The organism is Ruegeria sp. CDSB113, assembly GCF_059611045.1.
The window spans coordinates 40,274-53,783 of sequence record NZ_JBXWOU010000014.1; the positions used below are offsets into that span (position 1 = coordinate 40,274).

General features: G+C 58.1%; 13 protein-coding genes. 10 read left to right on the forward strand and 3 right to left on the reverse strand.

Annotated elements, in window-relative coordinates; genetic code table 11:
* The first annotated feature begins 77 nt into the window (after nt 1-77).
* Nucleotides 78-1,712: a SulP family inorganic anion transporter gene (locus tag AC2FIS_RS19475; protein ID WP_108861741.1), complete on the forward strand. Its 1,635-nt coding sequence runs from the start codon at nt 78-80 to the stop codon at nt 1,710-1,712.
* A 29-nt stretch (nt 1,713-1,741) separates the two neighbouring features.
* On the opposite strand, the gene AC2FIS_RS19480 is transcribed toward AC2FIS_RS19475, so the two are convergent.
* On the reverse strand, nt 1,742-2,383 hold the full coding sequence (locus AC2FIS_RS19480; RefSeq protein WP_496774998.1) for a CatB-related O-acetyltransferase: 642 nt from the start codon (nt 2,381-2,383) through the stop codon (nt 1,742-1,744).
* A complete protein-coding gene (locus AC2FIS_RS19485; protein WP_108861743.1) occupies nt 2,383-2,988 on the reverse strand; it encodes a flavin reductase family protein in 606 nt (201 codons plus the stop codon). The genes AC2FIS_RS19480 and AC2FIS_RS19485 overlap by 1 nt, the downstream gene beginning before the upstream one ends.
* A gap of 72 nt (nt 2,989-3,060) precedes the next feature.
* Between AC2FIS_RS19485 and AC2FIS_RS19490 the strand changes: the two genes are divergently transcribed.
* From AC2FIS_RS19490 to AC2FIS_RS19510, 5 genes are all read left to right on the forward strand, one after another.
* A complete protein-coding gene (locus AC2FIS_RS19490; protein ID WP_496774999.1) occupies nt 3,061-3,555 on the forward strand; it encodes a GNAT family N-acetyltransferase in 495 nt (164 codons plus the stop codon).
* Nucleotides 3,556-3,607: 52 nt separating this feature from the next.
* The gene (locus AC2FIS_RS19495) at nt 3,608-4,351 is read left to right on the forward strand and encodes an EcsC family protein (RefSeq protein WP_496775000.1); all 744 of its coding nucleotides are present in this window, start codon (nt 3,608-3,610) and stop codon (nt 4,349-4,351) included.
* 124 nt (nt 4,352-4,475) lie between these two features.
* Nucleotides 4,476-4,940 (forward strand): NUDIX hydrolase, encoded by a 465-nt coding sequence (locus AC2FIS_RS19500; protein WP_496775001.1) that lies wholly within the window; start codon nt 4,476-4,478, stop codon nt 4,938-4,940.
* A 71-nt stretch (nt 4,941-5,011) separates the two neighbouring features.
* On the forward strand, nt 5,012-5,455 hold the full coding sequence (locus AC2FIS_RS19505; RefSeq protein ID WP_496768167.1) for a DUF1178 family protein: 444 nt from the start codon (nt 5,012-5,014) through the stop codon (nt 5,453-5,455).
* Nucleotides 5,456-5,458: 3 nt separating this feature from the next.
* On the forward strand, nt 5,459-6,097 hold the full coding sequence (locus AC2FIS_RS19510; protein ID WP_496775002.1) for an SDR family NAD(P)-dependent oxidoreductase: 639 nt from the start codon (nt 5,459-5,461) through the stop codon (nt 6,095-6,097).
* On the opposite strand, the gene AC2FIS_RS19515 is transcribed toward AC2FIS_RS19510, so the two are convergent.
* Nucleotides 6,091-6,444, reverse strand: a complete 354-nt coding sequence (locus AC2FIS_RS19515) for a hypothetical protein (protein WP_496775003.1) — start codon at nt 6,442-6,444, stop codon at nt 6,091-6,093. The genes AC2FIS_RS19510 and AC2FIS_RS19515 overlap by 7 nt on opposite strands.
* A gap of 165 nt (nt 6,445-6,609) precedes the next feature.
* Here AC2FIS_RS19515 and AC2FIS_RS19520 point away from each other — a divergent pair, with 165 nt between their 5' ends.
* The 4 genes from AC2FIS_RS19520 (at nt 6,610) to edd (ending at nt 13,509) form a co-directional block, all read left to right on the forward strand.
* Nucleotides 6,610-7,848: an aspartate kinase gene (locus AC2FIS_RS19520; protein ID WP_058272246.1), complete on the forward strand. Its 1,239-nt coding sequence runs from the start codon at nt 6,610-6,612 to the stop codon at nt 7,846-7,848.
* Between the two features lie 46 nt (nt 7,849-7,894).
* Nucleotides 7,895-10,138: a phosphoenolpyruvate--protein phosphotransferase gene (ptsP, locus tag AC2FIS_RS19525; protein WP_113790526.1), complete on the forward strand. Its 2,244-nt coding sequence runs from the start codon at nt 7,895-7,897 to the stop codon at nt 10,136-10,138.
* A 117-nt stretch (nt 10,139-10,255) separates the two neighbouring features.
* Nucleotides 10,256-11,701 carry a glucose-6-phosphate dehydrogenase gene (gene zwf / locus AC2FIS_RS19530; RefSeq protein ID WP_496775004.1) on the forward strand — a complete coding sequence of 482 codons (1,446 nt, stop codon included), beginning with the start codon at nt 10,256-10,258 and terminating at the stop codon, nt 11,699-11,701.
* A 2-nt stretch (nt 11,702-11,703) separates the two neighbouring features.
* Complete coding sequence (edd, locus tag AC2FIS_RS19535) at nt 11,704-13,509, forward strand: phosphogluconate dehydratase (protein ID WP_496775005.1); 1,806 nt, start codon at nt 11,704-11,706, stop codon at nt 13,507-13,509.
* The last annotated feature ends 1 nt before the right edge of the window (nt 13,510 follow it).

A 13,510-nucleotide genomic window follows, 5' to 3' on the forward strand; every position in this document is an offset into this window, starting at 1 on the left:
TGGGTGCAGTATCTAATGTCAGGTATGACAGGTAAAAGGCATCTTTCGCGCGAACAAACAACCCCACAGGACGTCTCATGCCCCGAGCCATGCTGGCAAGCTTTGCCAATCGTATAGCCAAACCTGATCTCCGCTGGATGCCGGATGAGGGGCTGACGGTCTCACGCTTGCGGATTGAGCTGTTGTCGGGCCTGACCGTTGCGTTGGCTCTTGTGCCCGAAGCAGTAGCATTTGCCTTTGTCGCAGGTGTGCACCCGTTGGTCGGACTGTATGCGGCGTTCATGGTCGGTTTGATCACGGCGCTGATTGGCGGTCGGCCGGGCATGATCTCCGGCGCGACCGGTGCTCTGGCCGTTGTGATGGTGGCGTTGGTGGCAGAACACGGGGTGGAATACCTGTTCGCCACGGTGGTTCTAATGGGCATTTTGCAGGTCATTGCAGGCGCGATGCATTGGGGCCGGTTCATCCGATTGGTGCCGCATCCGGTGATGCTGGGCTTTGTGAATGGTCTGGCTATCGTGATTTTTCTGGCCCAGATGGGCCAGTTCAAGGTTCCGGGCACCATGGAAAACACCGGTCACGGCCTAAGTGGTGGCGAATGGCTTTCGGGTCTGCAGATGTATACGATGCTGGGTCTGGTCGCCCTGACGATGGCCGTGATCTGGGTCACGCCGCGGATCACACGGATCGTGCCCGCGCCATTGGCCGGTATCTTTGTCGTTGCCGCGCTGGTGATTGGCTTTGGTCTTGATGTGCCGCGCGTCGGCGATCTGGCCTCAATCGAGGGCGGTCTGCCCGCATTCCACATCCCGATGGTGCCGCTGAACTGGGAAACCTTTGAGATCATCTTGCCTTACGCCGTCATTCTGGCCGCAATCGGTTTGATTGAATCTCTGCTGACCCTGAACCTTGTTGGTGAGATTACTGGAAAGCGCGGCGGCGCGTCGCAAGAGTGTATCGCGCAAGGTGTGTCCAATGTAGCGACTGGATTCTTCGGCGGCATGGGCGGTTGTGCGATGATCGGTCAGTCGATGATCAACGTAAAATCGGGCGGTCGTACACGCATTGCTGGGATCGCTGCGGCGCTGTTCCTGTTGATCTTCATCCTGTTCGCCTCACCCCTGATTGAGCAGATTCCACTGGCCGCGCTGGTGGGTGTGATGTTCATGGTGGTGATCGGAACCTTTGCCTGGAACTCGTTCAAGATCATGCGCAAAGTGCCCCTGATGGATGCGTTCGTCATCGTTTTGGTGACCGTTGTGACCGTGATGGAGGACCTTGCGGTTGCCGTGGTTGTTGGTGTGATTGTCTCAGCGCTGGCCTATGCCTGGAACAACGCCAAGCGTATCCATGCCGTCACCCGTGAGTCTGCCACGGAAGAAGGTGCAAAGGTCTATGAAATTCAGGGGCCGCTTTTCTTTGGCTCATCCGATGGTTTTACCGAGCTGTTCGATGTTCAGAATGACCCTGACACCGTAATCGTCGACTTTGCCGAAAGCCGCGTCGTGGACCAATCCGCGCTGCAGGCCATCGAGAACATCGCTGGAAAATACGAGGCTGCGGGCAAACGCGTCATGCTGCGCCACCTCAGCCGGGATTGTCACAAACTGCTGAACAAGGCCGGCCACCTTATGGTCGATAGCGACGATGACCCGGACTACGAACTGGCCGTCGATTACTCGGTCCGCACGGGTGTGCTGGGCGGGCATTGATTGTAAAAGGCGGCCACTTCGGCCGCCTTTTACTTTGGAGCAATCCGTTCCAATTCTTCAATATTACCAGACAGAAGCGCCTCTTCGGCTTCGGCGATCTTCTCGGCGGGCCAATCCCACCAGTTCAGTGTTAAAAGCCGATCGATGGTGTCCTTTTCGAACCGGAACCGCCGCACTTCGGCAGGGTTTCCGGTAATGATCGCATAGGGCGGTACGTTTCCGCGAACAACAGACCCGGCACCAATAATTGCCCCCGAACCGATCTGCGCACCGGGCAAGATCATTGCACCATAGCCAATCCAGACATCGTGGCCGATGAGAGTGTCGCGCGTGTCCGGCTGAAATCCGGTCATTCCGTCCGGGTCAAACACTGGAAACGGAAAGCACGTCAATCCATCCATTGAATGATTGGCCGATGATGTGAGGAAACGTACGCCATGGGCGATCTGGCAGAACTTCCCCAGCATTAGCTTTTCTTGCGAAAACGGAAACAGGTACGGAGCAAGTCGTTGCGCCCAATCCTCGGGCGCATCGAAGTCCGAAGCATAGCTGAAAGCTCCGACCTTAAACCTGGGATGGTCAATCGCTTCAGACAGGAAAACCGTGCCCTTGTGATCAGAGCCATCAGGGAGCGTGATCGGGTATCTGCGTAAGGGGTCTGGAAGCGGCATTAGTCATCCGGTCGTGAAAGGCTGAACAGCTCGGTGACCACTGAATAGTCCCGGTACCCAAGCCTTGCCAGCGGCTGGAATGTTGTGACGTCGAACATGCCATCCTTCAGGCAATCGTCGCGCAGATGTACGCCGGTTACTTCTCCGAACACTACCCGATTGGCCTCGCCCGGAAGGGACACGATCTGGGTTAGCTTGCATTCCAGCGCTGCCGGAGCCCCTTCGATCCGGGCGCATGGGATGGTTTCGCATTCCAAGGGTGTCAGGCCTGCATGGCCAAATTCGTCGACATGTTTCGGCAAGCCTGCTGAGCTGGCATTCATCGCGTCGCGATGTGCGTGGGCCACGACGTTTACACAAAACACCCCCGTTGCCTTGATATTGGCAAGACTGTCTTTTGTGCCGTCCTGATCGTGTTTGGTTCCGGTTGAAGCAAACATCACCTGCGGCGGGGTGTAAGCAACGCCGTTGAAAAACGAATACGGAGCCAGATTGTTGATCCCATCTGTGTCACGCGTGGAAATCCAGCCGATCGGTCGTGGCGTGATAATGGCGTTGAACGGATTGTGCGGCAGGCCGTGGCCGTCTTCGGGGCGATAGAACATAAGATCTCCAAGCGTTTGCCCAAGGCGTACCGAAGTGCTAGGGCGATTGCCAGCTAGGAAAAGAGGGCAGGGGTGCAGCAGTTCGTGATCAGGCCGGAGGAGCCGGATGATTGGTGGGAGGTCGAGGCACTTTACGACCTGTGCTTTGCGCCGGGGCGTGAGGCGCTGTCCTCGTATCGTCTGCGCGATGATGTTCCGCCCGTGTCGGGCCTTTCGCTTGTTGCGCGCGACGGGCAGGGCATTCTGGCCGGGGCGATCCGTTTCTGGCCCGTGCATGTGGGCGATCACGACGCTTTGTTGCTGGGCCCCGTGGCCGTGCACCCGACCCATCAGGGCGAAGGTCTGGGGGGGTTCCTGATCCATCAGGGGCTTGAGGCCGGTCGCGAAATAGGCTGGCAAAGGGCGATGCTGGTGGGCGATGCGCCTTATTATGCGCGTTTCGGGTTCACACGACTTTCCGGTGTGGAAATGCCGCCGCCAACAAACCCAGACCGGGTCTTAGGCGCGGAATTGAGCCCCGGTGAATGGTTGAATGTGCGTGGCGCGGTCACACGCTGGACCCGCTGAGCTATTGAAACCCTGCCGTTCAGCCCCGATGTTTAACGTCAGGAGGGCTTATATGCAGGACGTGCTTCTAGTCGAAAAGCTGGATACCGATGCCGAATTGGATCGGTTGGCCAAGTATTACAGAACCGCCGGAGGTCCCGGCGTTAAACTGTTGAACAGTTTGGGAGGTTCGGCAGAATCCTTACTGGAACAACTTCCTGTATCTGTGCGGGAGGGGCTGACAGGGGCCACGGAACAGGCGCTTTGGCTAGCGATGCACGCAGCCGAGGGTTCGCGTCGTGCCATTCCGGATCAAAAGCCATGGGTGAACACGGCTGTCGCAACGGCGATGGGGGCGGCCGGTGGCATGGGTGGCGTGTCGACTGCCCTGATGGAATTGCCTGCAACAACGGCCATGCTATTGCGTGCCATTCAGGGTGCGGCGTTCCGCGAAGGGTTCGATCCGTCCGAGGAAGGCGTCAAATTTGATTGCGTTCGGGTCCTGTCTGCAGCCGGACCACTGTCTTTTGACGATGGCGCAGATCTGGGCTTCTTTTCGGTCCGCCTGACGTTGACTGGCCCAGCGATGCAAAAGCTAATTTCAGCGGTAGCGCCGCGTCTGTCCATTGTACTGGGCCAGAAGCTGGCGGCGCAATCGATACCGGTTCTGGGTGCGATCGCAGGTGGTGGAACAAACTATGTCTACACCCGATATTATCAACAGGTGGCGCGCGTTCACTTCGGGTTGCGGCGACTGGCAATCGATGCCGATATCCCGCATGAAGATCTGGTTCGGAAGCTGGCTGCCCGCGTTTGAGACCGACCTAAATGCTTGGAAGAAACCGCACCATATGGTATTCTGACCCCAGCCGGCCGCTAAATGTATAAAAACCTCAAAGGTCGGCGATTGAGGATGAAAGCAGTTTGAAAGGTGGTGCGGCGTGATCGGTGCGAGGCAACCGACGTGTCTGCAGGGAAGCGAACAGCACCTGCGGCTTAAGCATCAATCGGCGGCCCTGTGCTATCGCATCAAACACGGAAAGCTCAGGGTTTTGCTGATCACAACGCGCAAATCCAAGCGCTGGATCATACCGAAGGGCTGGCTGATCGAGGATATGACACCGTCGCAAACCGCCAGACGAGAAGCTTGGGAAGAGGCTGGGGTTAAAGGCAATTGCGCAAACAATCCCATGGGCCGTTTCTCATATGTGAAACCCCGCTCCAGTACGAACCCCGTATTGTGTCTGGTGGATGTCTTTCCCCTCTATGTTACGTCGATTGCGCCTGAATTTCCTGAACGGGCCCAACGAAAGCGAAAGTGGGTTTCGCCCAAAAAAGCGGCCTCTCTGGTGAAATCGCGGGAACTGTCCCTTTTGTTACGCCGTCTTGGCCCGATTCTACACTGACTCGCCTTGCGAAGGGCTTGATCTTGCCATGTCTGTCGGTATCTATTTGCCTACCGGAAAATGGACGGACCATGATTCAATATTCGCTGAAATGCAGCCGCGACCATACATTTGACAGTTGGTTTCAATCGGCCGCCGCTTACGACAAACTCGCCTCCGCAGGTATGGTGACCTGCGTTGTGTGTGGTGATGCGCAAGTAGATAAGGCTATCATGACCCCTCGCGTTCGTCCGGCCCGCAATGCTCAGACAACTGAACCACAAGGCAAACAGGTGGATGTCGCGACCCCGTCGCCAGACATCGAGAAGGTGTTGGCCGATCTGCGCCGCAAGGTCGAGGAAAACTCGGACTATGTCGGCAAGGATTTTGCCAAAGAGGCGCGTAAGATCCATTTGGGCGATGCGCCCGAACGCGCGATTTATGGCGAAGCCAAGCCCGACGAGGCCAAAGCGCTGATCGAAGACGGTGTGCCGGTTTCGCCGCTTCCATTTCTGCCCACCCGCAAAACGAACTGACCCATGCATATAGTCATCACCGGGGCTAATCGCGGAATTGGGCAAGCTCTGGCAGATCGTTATCGCGCGCAGGGGCATGACGTAACCGGAACCGCGCGGGATTCCAGTGCGCAGCTTGTACTGGATGTGACTGATCCGAAACAGCAAGCCGCCATGGCACAAGGGCTTGCGGGTCGTCCGGTTGATCTGTTGATCTGCAACGCCGGGGTCTATCTGGACAAAGGCCACGGCATTGACGGCTATCCGGCCGACATGTGGGCGCAGAGTTTTGCAACCAATGTGACAGGTGTGTTTCTGACCGTGCAGGCGCTTTTGCCCAATCTTCAGGCCGCGAAAGGCAAGGTTGCGATCCTGTCGTCCCAGATGGCGTCGCATACGCGCGCGCCCGGTGGCAGCTATATCTATCGCGCGTCCAAAGCGGCGGCTCTGAATCTGGGGCGCAATCTGGCGACGGATCTGCGCGCGGATGGCGTCGCCGTGGGTATCTATCATCCGGGTTGGGTGCAAACGGATATGGGGGGCACTCAGGCTGCGATCACTGTTGATCAGGCTGCCGACGGGCTACTTGACCGCTTTGGGGCATTGTCACTCGCCACTACCGGGTGTTTTGAAACCTGGGATGGTCAGCCGCATGCTTATTGACGTTTCAAAGCTGCCGTGGGGATTTCATAAACTTCATCCGGATCGATGAAGACCACCGTCAAGTCTCCCCGCGTTTCATGGCTGATCCGGGCAGGTGAGCTGCTAGAGGTCGGGATGCCATCCGTGAAATAGATGCTGCGCACTTCAGCGCCGCCCAGTCCCACTGCCAGGGTCGTGGTCCCGTCGTCATGGTGGCGCAGTTCGGCGTGGCAGCTGCTTAGCGCCGCACCGGCTTTGGCACAGGGCACCGTGCCCAAAGCATTTTTGCCGTCGGTTGCTGCCAGCGTTGAAACCTGCGCAAGGGCGGATGAAGACAAAAGGGCGAAGACTGCAGCAACGCGGAACATGGAAAACCTCTGGGAATAATTGCGGGGTGCAGGCTGACAGCCTCTTGGTCGGTTGTAAAGCGATCAGATGCGGCCATCCGACTGGTTTTGAACTCTTGCCCTTGCGGCCCCCCTCGCATAAGACGCACAGGACCAGAAATCCAAGGCGCGGAGACACTTGCCCCCATGCCCTTACTCGTGATGAAATTTGGCGGCACTTCGGTGGCCAACCTTGACCGTATCCGCCGCGCAGCGAAGCGCATCGGCGTCGAAGTGGCAAAGGGCTATGACGTGATCGTCATCGTCTCGGCCATGTCCGGCAAGACAAACGAGCTTGTGGGCTGGGTCGACGAAACATCGCCACTATACGATGCGCGCGAATATGATGCCGTCGTGTCCTCGGGTGAGAATATCACCGCTGGCTTGATGGCGTTGACGTTGCAGGAAATGGATGTCCCGGCCCGCAGCTGGCAGGGCTGGCAGGTTCCGTTGATGACCACCAGCGCCCACAGCCAGGCCCGGATCGAAGAAATTCCGACTGATAACCTGAACCAGAAGTTTGGCGAGGGAATGAAAGTAGCCGTTGTCGCCGGGTTCCAGGGCATTAGCCCCGAAGGCCGCATCACGACCCTGGGCCGGGGTGGGTCGGACACCACCGCCGTGGCATTTGCCGCCGCCTTCGGTGCCGAGCGGTGCGACATCTACACGGACGTTGACGGTGTCTATACCACCGACCCGCGCATCTGCGAGAAGGCACGCAAGCTGGACCGCATTTCGTTCGAGGAAATGCTGGAATTGGCCTCGCTGGGGGCAAAGGTGCTGCAGACCCGCTCGGTCGAATTGGCGATGCGGTATAAGGTGAAACTGCGCGTTCTCTCAAGCTTTGAAGAACAATCCGACGAGGCCGGTACGCTGGTCTGCGATGAGGAGGATATCATGGAATCCAATGTTGTGGCCGGTGTGGCCTATTCCCGCGACGAAGCCAAGATGACCGTTGTATCGGTGGCTGACCGCCCGGGCATCGCGTCGATCATTTTTACCGCGCTCAGCGATGCGGGCGTGAATGTCGATATGATCGTGCAGAACATCTCGGACGAAGGGCGCACGGACATGACTTTTTCCTGCCCCACCGATCAGGTGGCGCGCGCTGAACAGGCATTACTGGCGATCAAGGATGCGGGTGAGCTAAACTATGCCGAACTGGTCGCGGATCAGGATGTCTGCAAGGTCTCGGTCGTGGGTATCGGTATGCGCTCGCAGTCGGGCGTGGCGGCCAAGATGTTCAAGATACTCTCGGATGAGGGGATCAACATCAAGGTCATTACAACCTCTGAGATAAAAATTTCCGTCCTCGTCGACAGGAAATACATGGAACTTGCTGTTCAGGCACTGCATGATGCCTTTGAATTGGACAAGGCGGCCTGAGCATTTCAGCCCAAGGTCTCGCCTGATTCCGTAATTTGGGTGGGATATGGCGGAAGGCACCGAAACAGAATCCCGTAAGCTGCTGGGGCGGCTGCGCGAAGAGATGGCGAGCGAAGCCGCCGGTCAGGAACGTCTTGACCGGATCACGCATCTGATTGCCGACAGTATCCGGGCCGAGGTGTGCTCGATCTATCTGTTCCGGGATGCCGACACTCTTGAGCTTTGCGCGACCGAGGGATTGTCGCCAGAGGCGGTTCACAAGACACGTATGCGGTTGGGTGAAGGGCTTGTGGGTCATGTCGCGCAATCCGGCAAGGTCGTGAACACCGCCGACGCGCCTTCGACCAAAGGGTTTCGGTATATGCCGGAAACCGGTGAAGAAAGGTTCTCGTCCTTCATCGGGGTGCCGATCCAACGTTTGGGTGAAAAGCTGGGCGTACTGGTCGTGCAATCCCGTGATGCGCGCGTGTATTCTGCTGACGAGGTCTATGCGTTGGAAGTGGTCGCCATGGTTCTGGCCGAGATGACCGAGCTTGGTGCCTTTGTGGGCGAGGGCGCAGCGCTTTCACCCCGTCACCAGCAATCGGTACAATTTGAGGGGGGACCAGCACAGGAAGGATCTGCCGAAGGGCATGTCTGGTTGCATGAACCCCGTGTTGTCGTCACCAACCCGATTGCTGACGATCCCCACCGCGAACGTGAACGTCTGAACGAGGCCGTGGATGAGCTGCGCGTGGGCGTCGACAAGATGCTTGAGATTTCGCAGGGCGGTGACAAGGAACAATTGCAGGTTCTGGAAGCCTATCGCATGTTTGCCAATTCCAAAGGTTGGATGCGTCGGATGGAAGAGGACATTGCCCTGGGCCTTAGCGCCGAAGCGGCGGTTGAGAAAGAGCAATCGCAGGCGCGGGCGCGCATGGGGCAGGTTACCGACCCCTATCTGCGGGAACGGCTGGCAGATCTGGATGACCTCAGCAACCGGCTGCTGCGTATCCTGACCGGGCAGGGGGGCACCAACGGGGCCGACCTGCCACCCGATCCGATCCTGGTTGCCCGAAATATCGGGCCAGGGGATCTGCTGGAATATGGTCGCTCGTTGAAAGGGATCGTTCTTGAGGAAGGCTCGGTCGGTAGCCACGCAACGATTGTGGCTCGCGCCCTGGCAATTCCACTGGTGGTTCACGTTGGGCACATCACGACCGAGGCGTTGAACGGAGATCATATTCTGGTCGATGGCGATCAGGGTATGGTCCAATTGCGTCCGGAAGATACGGTTGTCTCCGCGTTTCGCGATAAAATCGCAATGCAGGCCAAAGCGCAGGAACGCTATGCCTCGATCCGCGATACTCCGACAGTGACGCGCGATGGTGAACGGATCAATCTGGTTATGAATGCGGGCCTGATGGCCGACCTGCCGTCGTTGGGCAATTCCGGGGCCGAGGGTGTGGGCCTGTTCCGCACCGAGCTTCAGTTCCTGATCCGCAATCAGATGCCCAAGCGGTCCGAGCTTGTGACACAATATCAGCGCGTCATGGATGCTGCTGGCGACATGCGCGTGGTGTTCCGCACACTGGATATCGGGTCGGACAAAGTTCTGCCCTACATGAAGCACGTCGAAGAGCCCAACCCGGCTTTGGGCTGGCGCGCTATTCGCGTTGGTCTGGACAAGCGCGGCGTTATGCGGATGCAGTTGCAGGCGTTGATGCGTGCAGCCAATGGGCGGCCTTTAACAATCATGTTCCCGTTTGTGGCGCAGGCCGAAGAATACCGTGAGGCACGTTGGGAAGTGAACAAGACCATCGAACGCGAAAAGCGCCTTGGTCATGTGCTGCCAGAATCGATCGAAGTTGGCGCAATGCTGGAAACGCCGTCTCTCGCCTTTGCCCCGCAGAAGTTCTTTGACGAGGTCGATTTCGTCTCGATCGGGGGCAATGACCTGAAACAGTTCTTTTTTGCCGCTGACCGCGAAAACGAGCTGGTGCGCCGGCGCTATGACACGCTGAATGTCAGCTTCCTGACCTTCATCGAACGGATTGTCGAACGCTGCAATATCTCGAACACGCCGTTGTCTTTCTGTGGCGAGGATGCCGGGCGACCGGTTGAGGCGCTATGTCTTGCAGCCATGGGTATTCGGACCTTATCCATGCGCCCGGCGTCGATTGGCCCAGTCAAAAGCGTGCTGTTGCGCGCCGATCTGCAGTCACTGCGTAAGATCATCGCTGACGCCCGCCATCGTGGAGACCAATCAGTTCGATCCTCGGTAATGGAGTGGTTGCGGAATCAGGGTTGATTTTCCAGTCGCGCTTCCCTATTCAGTGCCTAAATGTTAGCGGTAACAATGCTTGCATCACAAGGACCAGTGATAACTGCGTCTGAGTGATGCCAGCAGATTTGAAGGAGCCCATAGATGGTTTCACGCGTAATCCCGGTAGACCCGTTCGATCTGGTGCTATTCGGCGCGACCGGCGATCTGGCGCAGCGCAAGATCTTGCCCGGGCTCTATCATCGGTTCGAAGTCGGCCAGATGCCCGAAGACGCAAAGATCATCGGCACGGCGCGGTCCGACTTGAACAGTGACGGGTTCCGTGACCAAATACGCGCCTCGATGAAAGAATTTGCGCCTGCGTTCAAAAAGGACGTTCTGGATCAGTTTTTGAGCCATGTTGAATATGTTCCCGTTGACGCAATGGGGGACTCCGGCTGGAAAGACCTTGCCAAAACCTTGCGTCCTGACGTTGTGCGCGCGTTCTACCTGTCAGTTGGCCCCAGCCTTTTCTCTGGCATCGCAAAAAGGCTCAGCGATTATGGTATGGCGACGCCCGACAGCCGTATCGTGGTCGAAAAACCTTTTGGCCACGACCTCGCCTCAGCCAAGGCGCTGAACTCCGGGCTGCGAGCCTGCTTTGAAGAGCATCAGATATATCGGATTGACCACTACTTGGGAAAGGAAACCGTGCAGAACCTGATGGCACTGCGCTTTGCCAATTCCCTGTTCGAACCTCTCTGGAACGCGACACATGTCGATCATGTTCAGATTACCGTGGCAGAGACCGTTGGCGTCGAAGGGCGCGGAGCCTATTACGATCAGTCCGGTGCAATGCGGGACATGGTGCAGAACCATCTGGTTCAGCTATTGTGCCTGACTGCGATGGAACCTCCGTCCAAATTTTCGCCCAACGCCGTGCGTGATGAGAAAGTCAAGGTGATCGAGGCGCTGGAGCCTGTTGCGCCGTCTGACATCGCACGCGGCCAATATCGTTCGAGCAAAGGTGGCGACGGTTATTTGGATCATGTTGGCAACCCCGCGAGCCGCACCGAAAGCTACATCGCTCTTAAGGCCCATATCGGCAACTGGCGCTGGGCCAGTGTGCCGTTCTATTTGCGAACTGGAAAACGCCTGCGTGCCCGCGAATCCGAAATCGCGGTGTTTTTCCGGGATCCGCCGCATACGATCTTCCCCAATGTCGGCCCGCTGCACGGCAACGTGCTGGTGATCCGCCTGCAACCGGACGAAGGTATTACCCTGCGCACGACGATCAAAGAACCGGGGCAGGGCGGGTTCCGCCTTTCAGATGTTGCATTGGACATGAGTTTTGCCGAGGCGCTTGGGGACGAAGCACAATCGCCGGATGCATATGAGCGTTTGGTGATGGACGTTATCCGCGGCGACCAAACCCTGTTCATGCGCGGGGACGAGGCCGAAGCCGCCTGGGCCTGGGTTGATCCCATTATTCACAGTTGGGAAGAGCGAGGAGATCGCCCCGCAAAATATGATCAGGGCAGTTCCGGCCCAGAAGAAGCGCTGATGCTGATGCATCGCGATGGGCGCCGCTGGCGTCAGATCGGAGGGTAATCATGGTACATTCAGTCATCACCGACGTCACTCAACGCATCATCGACCGCAGCGCCGAACTGCGCGGTCCGCATCTTGAGCGTATGGAACATGCCCGATCCAAGGGACCAGCGCGCGCGCATTTGTCGTGCAGTGGTCAAGCCCACGCCTATGCCGGTGCGGGTGAGGATCAGCAAGCGATGGCCACTGATACGGCCGGTAATTTGGGCATCGTCACCGCCTATAACGACATGCTTTCCGCCCACCAGCCGTTCGAGCGTTATCCCGCACTGATCCGTGACGCGATCCGAGCGGCAGGTGGCACCGCACAAGTTGCGGGTGGCGTGCCAGCCATGTGTGACGGCGTCACCCAAGGCGAGGCGGGGATGGAGTTGTCTCTGTTTTCCCGCGACGTGATTGCCTTGGCGACCGGAGTGGCGCTGAGCCACAACACCTATGATGCGGCCGTTTTCCTGGGCGTTTGTGACAAGATCGTTCCCGGTTTGATTATCGGCGCACAGGCGTTTGGCCATCTGCCCGCTGTTTTCCTGCCAGCCGGACCGATGACCAGCGGTCTGCCCAACGATGAAAAAGCCAAGATTCGCCAGAAATTCGCCGCCGGAGAAATCGGCCGCGACGAGCTTATGGCCGCTGAAATGGCCGCTTATCACGGACCGGGTACTTGCACTTTTTATGGCACCGCGAACACCAATCAGATGCTGATGGAATTCATGGGCCTGCACCTGCCGGGCTCCAGCTTTGTAAATCCCAACACGCCTCTGCGGGATGCGCTGACCGAGGAAGGCGCGCGCCGGGCCCTGTCGCTGAGTGCGTTGGGCAACCACTATACACCAGTCTATCAGGTGCTGGATGAGCGGGCGTTTGTGAACGGCATCGTGGGTCTGATGGCCACGGGTGGGTCGACCAACCTGCTGATCCATCTGATCGCAATGGCGCGCGCAGGTGGTATCGTGTTGGATTGGCAGGATTTTTCTGACATTTCCGCCGTGGTTCCCTTGGTTGCGCGGGTTTATCCGAACGGTCTGGCAGATGTGAACCACTTCCATGCAGCGGGTGGTCTTGGGTACTGCATTGGAACGCTACTGGAAGACGGGCTGCTGCACCCTGACACTCTGACTGTCGCGGGGCAGGGTCTGCAAAATTACACCAAAGAACCGAAGCTGAAGAACGGTGAGCTGGTTTGGGAAGACGGGGCTGGCCACAGCCTGAACGAAAAAATCGTCCGCCCGGCGAAAGACCCGTTCCAACCCACTGGTGGGTTGTCGCGCCTGACTGGCAATTTGGGCACCGGCGTGATGAAGGTTTCGGCCGTCGCCCCGGAACATCAGGTTGTCGAAGCGCCTGTACGCGTGTTCCATGATCAGGACGAAGCAAAAGCCGCGTTCAAGGCCGGAGAGTTCACCGGCGACGTCATCGTTGTTGTCCGGTTCCAGGGACCCAAGGCAAATGGCATGCCCGAGCTTCACTCGCTGACGCCGATCCTGTCGATCTTGCAGGGCCGTGGGCAAAAGGTGGCGCTTGTAACCGATGGTCGTATGTCCGGCGCGTCTGGCAAAGTCCCTGCGGCGATCCACCTCTGTCCCGAGGCGCTGGATGGCGGGCCGATCGCTTACCTGCAGGATGGCGACATCTTGCGCGTCGATGCGGTGAAGGGCGAGTTGGAGATTCTGACCCCCGGGGTTCTGGACCGTACGCCTGCCACTGCTGATCTGTCGGCCAACCAACACGGCGTAGGGCGCGACCTGTTCGCTACCTTCCGCCAAAATGTCGGATCAGCAGACACCGGCGCCAGTATTTTCGGAGTTTGAC